General features: G+C 73.8%; 11 protein-coding genes. 3 read left to right on the forward strand and 8 right to left on the reverse strand.

Annotated features, from left to right (window positions below):
- Positions 1–37: 37 nt before the first annotated feature.
- Complete coding sequence (locus tag GSF22_RS05550) at positions 38–2890, reverse strand: ATP-binding protein (protein ID WP_244366314.1); 2853 nt, start codon at positions 2888–2890, stop codon at positions 38–40.
- 169 nt (positions 2891–3059) lie between these two features.
- Positions 3060–3281 carry an FmdB family zinc ribbon protein gene (locus GSF22_RS05555; protein WP_208811655.1) on the reverse strand — a complete coding sequence of 74 codons (222 nt, stop codon included), beginning with the start codon at positions 3279–3281 and terminating at the stop codon, positions 3060–3062.
- A gap of 57 nt (positions 3282–3338) precedes the next feature.
- On the opposite strand from GSF22_RS05555, the gene GSF22_RS05560 reads away from it, so the two are divergent.
- The 3 genes from GSF22_RS05560 (at position 3339) to GSF22_RS05570 (ending at position 9023) form a co-directional block, all read left to right on the forward strand.
- Positions 3339–4562 carry a lytic transglycosylase domain-containing protein gene (locus GSF22_RS05560; RefSeq protein ID WP_208811656.1) on the forward strand — a complete coding sequence of 408 codons (1224 nt, stop codon included), beginning with the start codon at positions 3339–3341 and terminating at the stop codon, positions 4560–4562.
- Between the two features lie 72 nt (positions 4563–4634).
- Positions 4635–5651, forward strand: coding sequence for a GNAT family N-acetyltransferase (locus tag GSF22_RS05565; RefSeq protein ID WP_208811665.1), 1017 nt, complete (start codon positions 4635–4637; stop codon positions 5649–5651).
- Positions 5652–5747: 96 nt separating this feature from the next.
- On the forward strand, positions 5748–9023 hold the full coding sequence (locus GSF22_RS05570) for a lamin tail domain-containing protein (RefSeq protein ID WP_208811657.1): 3276 nt from the start codon (positions 5748–5750) through the stop codon (positions 9021–9023).
- A gap of 66 nt (positions 9024–9089) precedes the next feature.
- Here GSF22_RS05570 and GSF22_RS05575 read toward each other — a convergent pair whose 3' ends face one another.
- From GSF22_RS05575 to GSF22_RS05600, 6 genes are all read right to left on the reverse strand, one after another.
- Positions 9090–9590: a helix-turn-helix domain-containing protein gene (locus GSF22_RS05575; RefSeq protein ID WP_208811658.1), complete on the reverse strand. Its 501-nt coding sequence runs from the start codon at positions 9588–9590 to the stop codon at positions 9090–9092.
- A gap of 147 nt (positions 9591–9737) precedes the next feature.
- Positions 9738–10721 (reverse strand): porphobilinogen synthase, encoded by a 984-nt coding sequence (hemB, locus tag GSF22_RS05580; RefSeq protein ID WP_208811659.1) that lies wholly within the window; start codon positions 10719–10721, stop codon positions 9738–9740.
- A gap of 10 nt (positions 10722–10731) precedes the next feature.
- Entirely contained in the window at positions 10732–12312 is a 1581-nt protein-coding gene (locus GSF22_RS05585; protein ID WP_208811660.1) for a uroporphyrinogen-III synthase, read from the reverse strand.
- Positions 12309–13274, reverse strand: coding sequence for a hydroxymethylbilane synthase (gene hemC, locus GSF22_RS05590; RefSeq protein WP_208811661.1), 966 nt, complete (start codon positions 13272–13274; stop codon positions 12309–12311). The genes GSF22_RS05585 and hemC overlap by 4 nt, the downstream gene beginning before the upstream one ends.
- Positions 13271–14674, reverse strand: coding sequence for a glutamyl-tRNA reductase (locus GSF22_RS05595; RefSeq protein ID WP_208811662.1), 1404 nt, complete (start codon positions 14672–14674; stop codon positions 13271–13273). The genes hemC and GSF22_RS05595 overlap by 4 nt, the downstream gene beginning before the upstream one ends.
- Positions 14671–15441, reverse strand: coding sequence for a redox-sensing transcriptional repressor Rex (locus GSF22_RS05600; protein ID WP_208811663.1), 771 nt, complete (start codon positions 15439–15441; stop codon positions 14671–14673). Before GSF22_RS05600 ends, GSF22_RS05595 begins: the two co-directional genes overlap by 4 nt.
- Positions 15442–15731: the final 290 nt, after the last annotated feature.

Consider the following 15731-nt stretch of genomic DNA (forward strand, 5'->3'; position numbering starts at 1 on the left):
CGGTGACCCCGTCGGCCGGGCAGCGGCGCGCGACGGATCAGGGACGCTCCCAGCGGTCGGCGGTCTCCCACCCGGCCTCACGCAGGGCCGGGCGGGTCGCCGACCGTGGGCGCGGTGGTTCCACCTCGGCGAACCGGGCCGAGCCGGCAGCCAGATCCGGGTGCTCCACGGAGAGCGCGATCTCCGCCGCCTCCTCCAGGCTGAGCTGGGTACCGGCCGCGTACGCGGCATCGAACGCGGCGTCACCCAGCTCGGCCCGGAGCTGGGCCTGCCGGGCCAACCAGTACGCCCCGAAGGTGCCCGGCGTGGCCCGCAGCACCGAACGGGTGGCCTGGGCCGCGCCGAACAACCGGGCGGCCGTGACGGTACGGCCCTCGGCGGCACACCGCACCGCCATCGCGTTGAGGGTGTCGCAGGCCCGGCCGTGGAAACCGTGGCTCATCCGGGAGCGCAGCGCCACCACCAGATGGTCGTGCGCGGCGACCAGATCGTCCCGGGCCAGCGCCACCATGCCCAGCAGCATGTCCACCGAGCGCCGGGCACGGTCCACCGGGCGGCCCGCCTCCACCGGTCGGGCGGCACCGAGCAGCTCCGCCGCCTCGTCCAACGCGCCCCGCTGCCAGAGCAGCTCGGCCAGGCTGTACACGGCGAGCAGGGCGTCCCCGGAGACCTCCTCCCGACGGGCCCACTCGATGACCTCCCGGCACACCCGCTCGGCCTCCGCGAGCTGGCCCATGTCGACCAACGGCCCGGCCCGTCCGGCGAGTACCCGGGCCAGCAGGCCGGCGTCCCCGGCCTGCCGCGCCGCCGCCTCGGCCCGCTGGGAGAAGCGCAGCTCCTCGGCGAACTCACCGTCGGCACCGGCGTGCAGCGAGTGCATGTGGTACGCCGCCGCCAGCTCCGCCTCGGCGATCCGTTCCCCGGTCTCGGCGATCCGGCTGTAGAGCCGGAACAGCCAGAGCCGACCCTCCCGGGCCAGCCCCCGCTCCCGCCACCAGTGGTCCAGGCCACTGGCCAACCGCAGGCCGGAGCGGGCACTGCCCCCGGTGGCCGACCAGCGCAGTGCGGCCCGCAGCTCGGCGGCGAGCGGGTCGAGCGCGTACAGCGAGAGGTTCACCGGGCTCCCGCCCGGCCCGAGGTACGCCTGCTCCAGCGCGTGCAGCGACCAGGCCACGTGCCGGTCCCGGGCCGCCTGCTCCTCCCCGGCGTCGACCAGCCGCCGGGCCGCGTACGCCCGGATCGGGTCCAGCATCCGGTAGGTGGTCCCGGTCGCGCCCGGCTCGGCCACGATCATCGACTTGTCCACCAGGACCGCGAGCGGACCGAGCGGATCCTCGTCGAGCAACCACTCCACGGTGGGCAGTTCCACCGGCCCGGCGAAGACCGCCAGCCAGCGCAGCAGCCGCGCCGCCCGGGGACCGAGGGTGCGGTAGGACCAGGTCACCGTGGCCTGCATGGTGACGTGCCGTTGGGTGGCCGTCCGGTGGGCGGCCCGGCTGGCCGGCGGGGTCACCTCGCCCCGGGCGGCGGCGGCCAGGTCGACGGTGTCCTCCTGGCTCGCCGACCAGCGGCCACCGACCGACGCCGGCTGGTCCGCCTCGGTCCGGCCGGCGTCCAGGACGCCGAGCACGTCGTCCAGCCGCTCGGCGAGCTGCCCTGCGGAGAGCACCCGCAACCGGGCGGCGGCCAGCTCGATCGCCAGCGGCAACCCGTCCAGCCGCTCGGCCACCCGGCGCAGGGCGACCGCCTCGGCCGGGCCCGGCCGTCGGCCGCCCCGCGCGGCGGTCGTCCGGTCGAGCAGCAGCGCGACCGCGTCACTCTCGCCACCGCCCGGCGCCGGCTCCACCGACAGCGGAGGGATCCGCCACACCACCTCACCGGGCAGGCCGAACGACTCCCGGCTGGTGGCCAGCACCCGCACCCCGCTGCCGCCGGTCAGCAGCCGGGCGATCAGCTGGGCCGAGGCGGCCGGCTGGGCGTCACAGGTGTCCAGCACGACCAGCATCCGGCGGGCGGCAGCGTACTCGACCAGGGTGTCCACCATGGGCCGGCCCGGCTCCGGGCGGAGCCCGAGAACCGCGGCGACCGCGAAGGCGACCAACCCCGGATCGGTCACCGTGGCGATGTCGACGAACCAGATCCCGTCCGGGTACGACTCGACCAGACCGGCCGCCAGCTCCACCGCGAGCCGGGTCTTACCGGCCCCACCGGCCCCCAGCACGGTCACCAGCCGGTGCTGCGCGACCAGGTTGCGCAACTCGGTCCGCTCGGCCTGCCGACCGACGAAGGAGGTCACCTGGCTGGGCAGGTTGTGCGGGCTGGACTCGGCGGTACGCGGCCGGGGGAACTGCCGTTCCAGGCCGGGGGCGACCAGCTGGAAGAGGCGTTCCCGGTCGTCGAAGCCACGCAACCGGTGCAGGCCGAGATCGAGCAGCGACGCGCCCACCGGCAGCGGGGCGGCGTGCCGGGCGGTCGCCGCCGAGCAGAGCACCTGACCGCCGTGGGCGGCGGCGGCGATCCGGGCGGCCCGGTGCACCTCGGCGCTGGCGTACTCGCCGGCCACCGGTTCGGCGTAGCCGGTGTGCAGGCCCATCCGGACCCGCGGGACGGCCTCCGGCCCCGGCCAGTCGTGCCCGGCCAGGGCCCGCTGGGCGGCCAGCGAGGCGTCGAGCGCGGCGGCGGCGTCGGCGAAGGCGACGAAGAAGGAGTCCCCCTCGGTCAGCAGCTCGGCACCGGCGCTGGCGGTCAGCGAGCGCCGCAGCAGCCGCCGGTGCTCGCTGAGCAGCGGACGGTACCCGGCGCCCAGCATCCTGGCCAGTCGGGTCGAGCCTTCGATGTCGGTGAACATGAAGGTCACCAGCCCGCTGGGGAGGTCGGTCCGTGGCGACATGCGTGGAACCTCCGCCCCTCGAGTCGGCTTCATGCTGCCCTATGGTCAGACCGTTACGCATCGTGAGAACGGTCGGGGCCGATCCGCCCCAACGTGCCGACTAGCCACGCCTGGTAGCCGATTCCGCGACGCCGGGTAGCTGGTCCACATCGACCGCCGGTGGCGGGCCTCAGCAGCCGCAGCCACCACCACAGCAACCACCGCCGGCCGGGGGACCGCCGACCGGCCCGGAACCGACGCCACCGCGCCCGGTCACCGCCACTGTGGAGAGCAGCTTGACCGTGTCGTCGTGGCCCTGTGGGCAGGAGGCGGGCTCGGCGGCCTGGGCCATCGGCCGGTTGACCTCGAAGGTGTCGCCGCACGCGCGGCAGCGGAACTCGTACCGGGGCATGTGCATCAGCCTACGACCGGTCCTGACGTGACGGCGGGGATGGGTGATACTCGACAGGTGTTGGACGGCGAGGAGAAGAAGACGCACCGACCCCTGCGTTCCGCCGTCCCCCCGGCGGACGGCCCATCGGCCGGCCCTGCGGCGGCAGCCGCCGGCCCCGAGGTCACCGGCGCCGCGGCGGCGCCGGGTGATGGTACGACCGGCCCCGGGGTCACCCCGGAGGCCAACGTGCAGGGCGGCGCCACCGACCCGAAGGACGGCAGCACGGCGGACCCGAAAGGCGACGGCGACGACCCGGCGACCGGCACGGACGCCCCGGGCGCCGGGGACAGCGGCGACGCCACCGCCCCGGCGACGGGTCGCCGGCGCCGTATCCCGTTCGCGCACGCGGTCCGGCTGCCACCGCCCCGGCAGACCGCCCGCGCGGCGGTCACCGCCACCCGGGCCTGGTCCCGCCGCCCCAGCGGCCGGCTGGTGCTGCCCGGCCTGTTCCTGCTGGTACTCGTCACGGTGACCGCCCTGGTCGGAGCCCTGCTGGTCCCGGCCACCGTGCGGACCCCCCGGCCGGCCGCGCAGGCCGACCCGACCGGCCCGGCGACCGGCTGGCCCGACAGCGGGCCGTCCGCCCTCACCCCGGGCGTACCGACCGGACCGGTCGGTGGCATGACCCCGCCACCCGGGCAGTTCCCGGGCGGCCCGGTCGCCGGCCGACCGGCCGACGCGTTGGCCGGGTGGGCCCAGCAGACCGCGCAGAAGCTCGGCATCCCGGTGGTCGCCGTACAGGCCTACGGGTACGCCGAACTGGTCCTGCGCAACACCACACCGAGCTGCGGGCTGACCTGGACCACGCTCGCCGCGATCGGGTACGTGGAGTCCCGGCACGGCGCGGCGAACGGCGCGGTGCTCGGAGCGGACGGGCAGGCCCTCCCGAAGATCATCGGCGACCCGCTGGACGGGCAGGGTGGCCGGATGCGGATCGCCGACACCGACCGGGGAGTGATGGACGGCGACCTCGTCTACGACCGGGCGGTCGGTCCGATGCAGTTCATCCCGACGACCTGGCAGGAGATCGGCGCCGACGCCGACAACGACGGGCAGAAGAACCCGCACGACCTCGACGACGCGGCGCTCGCCGCCGGCAACTACCTCTGCAAGGGCGGGCGGAACCTGACCATCCCCGGGGACTGGTGGAACGCCATCCTCTCGTACAACGATGTACGCCGGTACGCGCAGGACGTCTTCGACACCGCCAACCGGTACGGCGTCGCGAGCCGGACCTGACGTGATCAACTACGCACATTGGAGAACTGGACACTTTTCACCAGCTACGGATAGCGGCAAGCTAGACCCGTGATGGTGCGCGAGTGGGATCCCCGCAGGGCTCCGGCCGCCGAGATCGGGTCGCTGCTCGACACGCTCAACGCGGTCCTGGCGGCCGACCTTCCGGCGGACCCGCCGTGGCAGGACGGTGCGCTGCGCGAGTACCTCGCCGAGGTGATGCCCGGCGAACGACGGATCTCCTGGGTCGCGCAGGCGGTGCCGGGGCCCGACGGGCAGCCCGGCCCCATCCTCGGCCACATCCACGTGCTGCTCCTCGGCGACATCGGCGTGATCGACCTGCTGGTGCACCCGGCGGTCCGTCGGCACGGGATCGGCCGGCAACTGCTCCAGGTGGCCGCCCACCGCACCCTCCAGGAGGGCTTCCAGTCGATCGGGGTCGAGGTGGTCGGCGGTACGCCGGCCGTCGACTTCTACACCTCGCTCGGCTTCGTCCGGGAGTACGTGGAGACCCGCAGCGTGCTGCGGCTGGACCGGGTCGACTGGCCGGCCCTGTCCGCCCTGGCCGGCGGGGTCAGCAGCGGGTACCGCCTGGAGTTCTGCCCCGGCGGCCCGCCCGACGAGCTGCTCGACGCGTACGCGCGGGCCAAGGCGGAGATCCGGGACAGCGACGACAGCGACCCGCGTGCCGGTTCGTACGACCCGCAGCGGCTCCGGGACAGCCTCGACTGCCTGGACCGGCGGGGCATGAAGCCGTACATCGTGCTGGCCATCCACGAGCGCACCGGGCAGGTGGCCGGGCTGACCGAGGTGGTCGTGCCCGCCCAGCACCCGACCCGCGCCGACCAGTACGACACCATCGTCTCCCCCGACCACCGGGGCTACGGGATCGACCGGGCGATCAAGGCGCGGATGCTGCTGGAGCTGCGGTCGACCGAGCCCCAGCTGGCCGAGGTGCAGACCTGGAACGCGCAGGCCAACGAGGCGATGCTCGCGGTCAACGCGGAGCTGGGCTTCCGCCCCGACGTGGAGTGGTGCGAGTACGGCGTCGACGTGGCCGAGCTGGTGCACCGGCTGGACGCCATCGGGTGACGAAGAGTTCACCAACCCGACCGATCAGGGATGGACGCCGGCCGGCCCGGCACCTTAACGTGCGTTGATTCCCGTAACCCCCATCGTGGAGGCTTCATGCGCCCGCGCCGCATCCCGGCCGCGCTCGCGACCGTCGCCGCCGTCACCCTGACGGCGGCCGGGGTCGCACCAACGGCGGCCAGCGCCGCGCCCACCGACCTGTTCATCTCCGAGTACGTCGAAGGCTCGTCCAACAACAAGGCGGTCGAGCTGTACAACGGCACCGGGGTCCCCGTCGACCTGGCGGCCGGCGGATACCAGCTCCAGCTCTACTTCAACGGCTCCACCACGCCGACCAACCTGGCGTTGACCGGTACGGTCGCCCCCGGCGACGTCTTCGTCTTCGCCCACGCCAGTGCGGCGCCGGCGATCCTGGCGCAGGCCGACCAGACGACCGGTGCCGGCCTGTTCAACGGCGACGACGCGATCGTGCTGCGTAAGGGCGCCGCCGTCCTCGACTCGATCGGCCAGGTCGGCACCGACCCGGGCACCGAGTGGGGCACCGGCGCGACCAGCACGGCGGACAACACCCTGCGTCGGGCCGCCTCGGTCAGCGCCGGGGACACCGACCCCTCCGACGCCTTCGACCCGGCGACCGGGTGGACCGGGCTGCCGACCGACACCTTCGACGGCCTGGGTGCGCACAGTGTGGACGGTGGCGGCCCGACCGACGAGCCCGCCACGGTGACCTGCGGTGGCGTCCTCGCCACGCCGGTCGGTACCGCCGCGACCCGGGAGGTCACCGCCACCGACGCGGACGACACCGTGGTCGACCTGGCGGTCACCTCGGTCAGCCCGGTACCGGCGACCGGCTCGATCAGCCGGACCGCGGTCACCCCGGCCGCCGGGGTGGGCGGCACCGCCCGGGCCACCGTCGCCGCCTCCGCCGACCTGCCCGTCGGGTCGTACGCGGTCACCGTGACCTCCACCGACACCGACGGCACCACCGCGACCTGCACGCTGACCGTGCAGGTGACCACGGTGCTGACCGTCGGCGAGGTGCAGGGCCCGACCACCGACACCGAGTCGGGTCCGGCGGACCGTTCCCCGCTCGCCCCGGCCAGCGGCAACGGCACCAGCAGCACGTTGTACGACGTGCGCGGGGTGGTCACCCAGCGCACCCTGGCCCGGACCTCGGCCGGCGCCGCGCAGTACGGCTTCTTCCTGCAGAGCCGGCGCACCGCCACCGACGGCGATCCGACCAGTTCGGACGGCGTGTTCGTGTTCATGGGCTCGTTCACCTCGCTGATCGGTGGCTACGTGCCGACCGTCGGCGACGAGGTGGTCCTGCGCGCCCGGGTCTCCGAGTACTTCAACCAGACCCAGCTCTCCGGTGCCTCCCTGGTGCAGAAGCTCGCCTCGGGGCTGGACGTGGACGCCGAGGTCGAGGTGACCGACGCGGTACCCCCGGCCGACGCGGACGCCGCCGGCCGGTTCTGGGAGCGGCACGAGGGTGCCCGGCTGCGGGTACGCGCCGGTAGCGGTGCGGTGAGCGGCCGGAACGTCTTCGGGTCCACCGCCGACTCGGAGATCTGGGTGGTCGACCGGGACGACCCGCTGCTGGACCGGACCGACGCGTACGCCCGCCGGGTGTTCCGGGACGTCCACCCGCTGGACAACGACCCGTCGCGGCTCTTCGACGACGGCAACGGCCAGCGGATCATGCTGGGCACCATGGGGGTCAAGGCCACCGCCGGGGACACCGCCGCGCTGCTCCCGCCGGCCCGTACCTACGACACCCTGACCACCGACGCGGTCGGCGGTCTCTACTACTCGTTCGAGAAGTACGGCGTGCAGGTGGAGCAGGCGGCGTTCGCCGCCGGGGCCGACCCGTCGGCGAACCACCCGCCGCAGCCGGCCAACCGGTCGCAGGAGGTCGCCGTGGCGACCTACAACGTGGAGAACCTGTACGACTTCCGCGACGACCCGTTCGACGGCTGCGACTTCACCGGCAACGCCGGCTGCCCGGGGGTACGTCCGCCGTTCGACTACGTACCGGCCAGCGAGGCCGAGTACCGGGAGCAGTTGGCGAACCTGGCCGACCAGATCACCCGTGACCTGCACTCGCCGGACCTGATCCTGGTGCAGGAGGCCGAGGACCAGGACATCTGCACGGTCGACGGGGGCGCGCTGGTCTGCGGCACCACGGACAACGCCGACGGTGCTCCGGACACCCTCCAGGAGTTGGCGCTGACCATCGCGGCGGCCGGTGGTCCGGCCTACGCGGCGGCGTACGACCGCACCGGCGCGGACGCCCGGGGCATCACGGCCGCCTTCCTCTACCGCACCGACCGGGTCTCGTTGGCTCCGGCCGAGGCGACCGACGCGGTGCTCGGCGCCACCCCGACCGTGCAGTACCGCGCGCCGGGGCTGGCGGCCAACGCCGACGTGCAGAACCCGAAGGCGCTCAACGCGGTGCTGCCGCCGGACGTGGACACCTCCACCGGCAAGGACGGCGACAACGTCTTCACCCGGGCCCCGCAGTTCGGGAAGTTCCTGGTGGCGGCGGCTCCCGGGTCGACCGAGAGGTTCACCCTCTGGGCGGCCAGCAACCACTACTCGTCCGGCCCGGACAGCCGGGTGGGGCAGCGGCGGGAGCAGGCGGCGTACGGTGCGGCGATCGTGTCCGCGATCGAGGCGGCCGACCCGCACGCCCGGGTGGTGTACGGCGGGGACCTGAACGTCTTCCCCCGGCCGGACGACCCGATCGCCACCGGCGCCGACCCGACCCCCTCGGACCAGTTGGCCCCGCTCTACGGTGCCGGCCTGCACAACCTGTACGACGACCTGCTCGCGGACGTCCCGTCGGCGGCGTACTCGTACAGCTTCGAGGGGCAGGCGCAGACGCTGGACCACCTCTTCGTCAACGAGGCGCTGCACGGGGACCTGGTCCAGATGCGGGCCGCGCACATCAACGCGGACTGGCCGGCGGAGTACGCCGGGGACGGCTCGCGGGGTTCCAGCGACCACGACCCGCAGGTGGCCCGGTTCCGCTCGCGGGCGTCGTTGACCGTCGCCGACGTGTCGGTGACCGAGGGCGACCAGGGCACCCGGGAGTTGACCTTCACGGCCACCGTGTCCCGGCCGCTCTCCCAGCCGGTGCTGCTCTGCGCGACCACGCTGGGCGTGTCGGCGACCGCCGGTTCGGACTTCACGTCGTACGCCGGTTGCCGCACCCTGGCCGCCGGACAGACCTCGGTGGCCTTCCCGGTGACCGTACGCGGGGACCGGCGTCCGGAGGCGGACGAGAAGCTGGCCATCGTGGTGGCCGGCGTGCCGGGTCTGCGGCTGGCCGACCCGGTCGCGTTCGGCACCATCGCGAACGACGACTGATCCAGGGCTGCACCTGCTGATCCAGGCCCCGTCGACCCGGCTCTGCGCCGGGCAGGCGGGGCCTGTTCAGTACTGCTCGCGCGTGTTCGGCGGTGGTGGCAGGTGCCGGTGCTTCGCCACCCGTACCTCCCACTGGCTGCGTCGACGCTGCATCTCGCGGACCACGTGGCTCCGGTGGAAGGTCTCGGGCGGCCGGGCCAGCCCGTAGATGTCCGCCCACCACTCGCCCGGCTCGGGGTCCAGGATCGTGGAGAGGTGCGACGGGTACCGCCGGCCGGCGCCGTCGAAGGTCTCGTCCCAGTCGCGCATCGGCTGGATCACCCGACCGTCCTGGTCGACCACGGCCAGGAAGAGACCGGCCGCGCCGAGCAGCCGTTCGAGTACGGCGATGCTCGGCGTCATCCGACCCGCCTCCACCTTGCCCACGGTGCTCGGCGCGACCTTGGCGAACCGGGCCATCTGCCGTTGCCCGAGCCCGGCGATCCGTCGGGCCCGGCGGACCAGACCGGAGACCGGATACTGACCGACCGAGGGCTGGGGCGGGGGCGGATCCAACGCGGAGGGCATGCCACCAGCCTGCCGACCGCCAGCGGCACGGGCAATGCCTGTGGATGAACCTGTGGAAAACCTGGGCCGCGCTGCGGTGCCGCACCCCCGAGGGAGGGTGGTGGGAGCGTGCGGGAAGAACGCGTCACCCGGCGGGCAGGGCGTTGCTCAGTGGTCCTGGCGCAGCAGCTGGGCGGCCTCGACCGCCCAGTAGGTGAGGATGACCTGCGCACCGGCCCGGCGGATCGAGGTCAACGTCTCCAGGATGACCCGTTCCCGGTCGATCCAGCCGTTGGCCGCCGCTGCCTCGACCATCGCGTACTCACCGGAGACCTGGTAGGCGGCCACCGGCACGTCGACCGCCGCGCGTACCGCCGCCACCACGTCGAGGTAGGGCAGGGCCGGCTTGACCATCACCAGGTCGGCACCCTCGGCCACGTCCAGCTCGACCTCGCGCAGCGACTCGCGCAGATTCGCCGGATCCTGCTGGTAGCTGCGCCGGTCCCCGTCCAGCGCCGACTCCACCGCGTCCCGGAACGGACCGTAGAACGCCGAGGCGTACTTCACCGCGTACGCGAGGATCGCCACGTCGGTGTGGCCGGCGGCGTCGAGCGCCCGGCGGACCACACCGACCTGGCCGTCCATCATCCCGGACGGACCGACCACGCCGACTCCGGCGGCGGCCTGGGCCACCGCCATCTCGGCGTACGCGGCCAACGTCGCGTCGTTGTCGACCTCACCGGTCGGGGTGAGCAGCCCGCAGTGCCCGTGCGAGGTGAACTCGTCCAGGCAGAGGTCGCTCATCACCACCGTGGCATCGCCCACCTCGGCGGTCACGTCCCGGATCGCGGTGTTGAGGATGCCGGCCGGGTCGATGCCGCCGGAGCCGGTCGCGTCCCGCTCCGCCGGTACCCCGAACAGCATGATCCCGCCCACACCGGCCTGCACCGCCTCGACGGCGGCCTTGCGCAGCGAGTCCCGGGAGTGCTGCACGACGCCCGGCAGGGAGGCGACCGGGCGGGGCCCGGTCAGCCCCTCCCTGACGAACATCGGCAGCACCAGCTCCGACGGTGCGACACGGGTCTCCGACACCAGCCGGCGCAGCGCCGGGGTGCGACGCAGCCGGCGGGGCCGGATCTCCGGGTACGGCATGGCACAGCTCCTAACGGAAGCGCAGGGCGGTCGGCCCCTGAACCTTCGAACCACGGCGCTGCTTGGCCGGCATCGCGGCCAGCTTCTCCCGCAGCTCGATCGCGTAGGACGCGAGCGCCTCCACCAGGTCCGGCACCGAGGCGTTCGTCGGCTGGACGTCGACCCGCAGACCGAACTCGGTCGCCGTCTCCGCCGTCTTGGGTCCGATGACCGCGACAACGGTACGCGCGTGCGGCTTCCCGGCGATACCGACCAGGTTCCGGACGGTGGAGGACGAGGTGAACAGCACCGCGTCGAACCCGCCCGACTTGATCGCGTCCCGGATCTCGGCCGGCGGCGGCGCCGCCCGGACCGTCCGGTAGGCGGTGACGTCGTCAACCTCCCAGCCGCGCTCGGTGAGCCCGGCGGCGAGCGTCTCGGTGGCGATGTCGGCGCGCGGCAGCAGCACCCGGCCGACCGGGTCGAGGATCTCGTCGTGCGGGGAGAACTCGGCGAGCAGGCCCTCCGACGACTGCTCCCCGGACGGGATCAGCTCCGGCTGGATACCGAAGGCCCGGACCGCCTCGGCGGTCGCCTCACCGATACAGGCGATCTTGACGCCACCGAAGTGGCGGGCGTCCAGACCGTGCTCCCCGAACTTCTCCCAGACCGCCCGGACCGCGTTCACCGAAGTGAAGATCACCCAGGCGTACCGGCCGTCGACCAGGCCCTTGACCGCCCGCTCCATCTGCGCCGGGGTACGCGGCGGCTCCACCGCGATGGTCGGCACCTCGCACGGGATGGCGCCGTACGCCCGCAGCCGGGCGCTCATCGCGCCGGCCTGCTCCTTGGTCCGCGGCACCAGCACCTTCCAGCCGTACAGCGGCCGGTTCTCCCACCAGCTCAGCCGGTCCCGCTGGCCGACCCCGGCCCCGATGGTGAGGACCACCCGGCCGGTGAAGCCGAGCGCCGCGGCCACGAAGCTGTCCACGCTCGACGTGGTGGTGTACTGCGTCTCACCGGTACCGTCACCGGTCACTCCGACCCCGGTGCTGCCGTCCACCCCGGCCGCGAGCAGGCCGTCCCGGATGGCGGCGAGGTCACCGGCGTCCACCGCCAGGGCCAGCGAGCCCCGGCCGACGGCCGCGGCGAGCGCGTCGAAGTCGAGCGTGGTGACGTCCTCCACGTCGGCGGCGGTACGCACCCCCGGCAGCGGCACGCCGGCGTAGGTGGCCACCCCCTCGGCCTGGCCGACCCCGGGCACCACCTCGAAGTGCGCGGCGGTACGGGCCACCGCCTGCACCTCCTTGACCACCGAGTCGTGGCCGAACGGGTCACCCGCGACGAGGTGCACGGCGGACAGTCCGGACCGGGCGGCCGAGATCAGCACCTTCGCCACGTCGCCCGGTGCCCCCTCCGCCGGGGTGAACTGGGCGTCCTCCCGGGCCTCGGCACGCACGGCGTCGAGCAACGACTCGGGTACCCCCCGGTCGTACACCACCTGGTCGGCGTCGACCAGGGCGTCGTGCGCCCGGCGGGTCAGCAGGCCCGGGTCGCCGGGTCCGGCCCCGACGAACGCGATGCGGCCTACGGGCTTACGGGTGCGGGTCATTCTGTGCTCCCAAATTGCTGGGTCCCCGGGCCGGATTGTTCAGGCTGACCGAGGATCGAGTCGGCGCCACGGTCGAGGAGGTCGGCGGCGAGCGCCTTCCCGATCCCCTCGGCGTCGGCGGGCGTTCCGGTGCGCGACAGCCGGAGGTCACGGGTACCGTCCGGGCTGACCACCGCACCGCGCAGGTAGATCTCATCGCCGTCGTCGCCCTCGGCGAGTTCCGCGAAGGCGGCGACGGGTGCACTGCACCCGGCCTCCAGGGTGGCCAGTAGTGCCCGTTCCGCGGTGACCACGGCCCGGGACGGTGCATGATCGAGTACGGCGAGCAGCTCGATCAGCTCCGGGTCGTCGACCCGGCACTCCACCGCCAGCGCACCCTGGGCGGGCGCGGGCAGCATCAGCATCGGGTCGAGCGTCTCGCTGATCTCACCGACCCGCCCCAGCCGGGTCAACCCGGCCCGGGCCAGGACGACCGCGTCGAGGTCGGCGTCCGGTCCGAGTACGCGCCGGACGCGGCTGTCGACGTTGCCGCGGATCGGGGTGACGGTGAGCTGCAACCCGAGCGCGTGCAGCTGGGCGATCCGGCGGAGTGCACCGGTACCCACCGTCGCGCCGGGCGGCAGCTCGGCCAGCGTACGGCCGTCCCGGGTGATCAGCGCGTCGCGCGGATCCTCCCGGCGCGGCACCGCCGCGATGTGCAGCCCACCGTGCGCGGCGGTGGGCAGGTCCTTGTACGAGTGGACCGCGAAGTCGATCTCACCGGCGGTCAGCGCGTCGCGCAGCGCGGAGACGAACACCCCCACCCCGAGTCGCTGTACCGGCGCGGTGGACCGGTCCCCGGCGGTGACCACCTCGACGAGCTCGACGGCCCGTCCGGTGGCGGCGGTCAGGGCGTCGGCGACCTGCCCGGACTGGGCCATCGCCAACGCACTGCCCCTGGTCCCGAGGCGCAGGGCCCTCATCGGTCACCTCCGGTGGTCGGGGTGGACGGGTCCACCGGCGGAACGACGTCGGGTCCGGTGCCGGCCGGCCGGGTGCCGTCGGCGTCCCCGGACGGGACGACGTCGGGCACGCTGTCGACGGGCGCGGTCTGCGGGACCTGGAGGTCGAAGAGTTCCCGCAGCAGCGCGGCGTACTGGTCACCGCCGGGTTCGGCGGCGAGCTGACGGACCCGGACGGTGGGCGAGTGCAGCAGCCGCTGCACCACCCGGTGCACGGTGTGCGCCACCTCGGCCCGCTGGTCGTCACTCAGATCGGGCCGACGCTGGGCCAGCCGGCGCAGCTCGGCGGCGACCACGTCCTCGGCGCGGCTGCGCAGCGCGGCCACGGTGGGCGCGACGTCGGCACCGCGCAGCCAGGTGAGGAAGCTCTCCACCTCACCGGCCACGATCCGGGCCACCTCGGCGGCGTCGGCGGCGGCCGGACCGTCGGCCAGCGTCGCGGCGAGCCGGTCGATGTCGATCACCTCGACCCCGGGCAGCTCCGCCACGCCGGGTCCGACGTCCCGTGGTACGGCGAGGTCGAGCAGCACCAGCGGACCCCGGCCGGCCGGTCGACCAGCCAGGGCCCGGGTCACCACCTCGAAGGTGAGGACCGGTTCCGTTGCCGCCGTGGCGGCCACTACGATGTCTACAGTGGACAGCACGGTGGGCAGTTCGGCGATCGGTACGGCATTCGCGCCGTACGTCTCGGCCAGCCGCACCGCCCGCTCCGCTCCCCGGTTGGTGACCGCCAGCGGGCCGGCACCGAGACGGGAGAGGGTGGCCACGGCCAGCGCACCCATGGCACCGGCCCCGACCACCAGTGCGGGGCGCCCGACCAGGTCACCGTCGGCGTGCCCGGCGGCCAGATCGAGCGCGGCGCTCACCACGCTCTGCCCGGCCCGGTCGATCCCGGTCTCGGTGTGGGCCCGCTTGCCGACCCGCAGCGCCTGCTGCATCAGTTCGTGCAGCAGCCGGCCGGCCGAGTCGGCGCCGGTGGCCCAGTGGTACGCGTCACGCAGCTGGCCGAGGATCTGGGCCTCACCCACCACCATCGAGTCCAACCCGGCGGCGACGCGGAAGACGTGCTCGACCGCCGCGCCGTCGTAGTGGACGTAGAGATGGTTGGCCAACTCCCCGGGCGGGCAGCCGGCCTGCTCGGCGAGGACCGCGCAGATGTCGCCGAGGCCACCGTGGAATCCGGACACGGCGGCGTACACCTCCACCCGGTTGCAGGTGGAGACGACCACGGCCTCGCCGACGTACGGCTGGGCGACCAGACGGTCCAGGGTGCGGGTGAGGTCGGCGGGGGCGACCGCGAGCCGTTCCAGGGTGGCGACCGGAGCGGTGCGGTACGACGCGCCGACGACGAGCAGGTTCACGTGCCGACCGCCTCCTGCGTGCCGGGAGCCGCGAGCCCGCCGGGCAGCGCGGTGAACCCGGCCCCGCCGGTGGCGGGGAGCGCGGTCAGCGACGCCTTGCGATGCTCGTGGAAGGACAGGATCTGCAGCTCGATGGCGAGGTCGACCTTGCGCACGTCGACCCCCTCGGGGACCGAGAGTACGCACGGCGCGAAGTTGAGGATGCTCGTCACGCCGGCCGCGACGAGCTGGTCGGCGACCCGCTGGGCGGCGGCGGCCGGGGTGGCGATCACGCCGATCGCGATGGACTCCTCGACGGCCGCCCGGGGCAGCTCGTCGACGTGCCGCACGATCAGGCCGTTGATCTCCTCGCCGACCCGGGCGGGGTCGGCGTCGAAGAGCGCGGCCACCCGGAACCCCCGGCTGGCGAAGCCGGCGTACCCGGCCAGCGCGTGACCGAGGTTACCGATGCCGACCAGGGCCACGCCGCGCCGCTGGGTGAGCCCGAGCACGAACTCGATCTGGTCGACCAGCAGCGCCACGTCGTAGCCGACGCCCCTGGTGCCGTACGAACCGAGGTGGGAGAGATCCTTGCGGAGCTTGGCCGAGTTCACCCCGGCGGCCGTGGCCAGCCCTTCGCTGGAGATCGTCTCGTGGCCCGCTTCGGCCAACTGGTGCAGGGCGCGCAGATATTCGGGGAGCCGGGCGACCGTCGCCTCCGGGAGATCCGGGAGCGCCGGGACGGCACCGGCGCGGCCGGGCGCGCCAGGGTGACGGTGCTGACTCATGAGACTCCGTGCGGTGCGATCCTCGGCCCACCCGAAGGGTCGACCGTTTCGGGACTCCCGCTGGCTCCCGCCGTGAGCGGCTGTGCTAGCAGGGCTCGTCGGAACTACAGAGTAGGCGCTTGTGAAGACGTGCACAAATCGCGATCTTGACAGGTCGCGACACGGCCTCACCAGGATCTCCATTCTCAAGATCGATCGAGCGGTCTCATTCGGGCCGCCCGGCGATTATTGCCCAATTCAGACTTCTCTCGCCAATCACCAACACCCGGTGTGGCCGAAAACCCCCGCCG

It is taken from the genome of Micromonospora echinofusca, from assembly GCF_017614955.1.
Taxonomy (GTDB): domain Bacteria; phylum Actinomycetota; class Actinomycetes; order Mycobacteriales; family Micromonosporaceae; genus Micromonospora; species Micromonospora echinofusca_A.

What these genes read in the sequence shown, in the direction of transcription:
- GSF22_RS05550 (WP_244366314.1), bottom strand. Translation starts at nt 2,890, where the DNA reads ATGTCGCCACGGACCGACCTCCCCAGCGGGCTGGTGACCTTCATGTTC.
- GSF22_RS05555 (WP_208811655.1), bottom strand. Translation starts at nt 3,281, where the DNA reads ATGCCCCGGTACGAGTTCCGCTGCCGCGCGTGCGGCGACACCTTCGAG.
- GSF22_RS05565 (WP_208811665.1), top strand. Translation starts at nt 4,635, where the DNA reads ATGGTGCGCGAGTGGGATCCCCGCAGGGCTCCGGCCGCCGAGATCGGG.
- GSF22_RS05570 (WP_208811657.1), top strand. Translation starts at nt 5,748, where the DNA reads ATGCGCCCGCGCCGCATCCCGGCCGCGCTCGCGACCGTCGCCGCCGTC.
- GSF22_RS05575 (WP_208811658.1), bottom strand. Translation starts at nt 9,590, where the DNA reads ATGCCCTCCGCGTTGGATCCGCCCCCGCCCCAGCCCTCGGTCGGTCAG.
- hemB (WP_208811659.1), bottom strand. Translation starts at nt 10,721, where the DNA reads ATGCCGTACCCGGAGATCCGGCCCCGCCGGCTGCGTCGCACCCCGGCG.
- GSF22_RS05585 (WP_208811660.1), bottom strand. Translation starts at nt 12,312, where the DNA reads ATGACCCGCACCCGTAAGCCCGTAGGCCGCATCGCGTTCGTCGGGGCC.
- hemC (WP_208811661.1), bottom strand. Translation starts at nt 13,274, where the DNA reads ATGAGGGCCCTGCGCCTCGGGACCAGGGGCAGTGCGTTGGCGATGGCC.
- GSF22_RS05600 (WP_208811663.1), bottom strand. Translation starts at nt 15,441, where the DNA reads ATGAGTCAGCACCGTCACCCTGGCGCGCCCGGCCGCGCCGGTGCCGTC.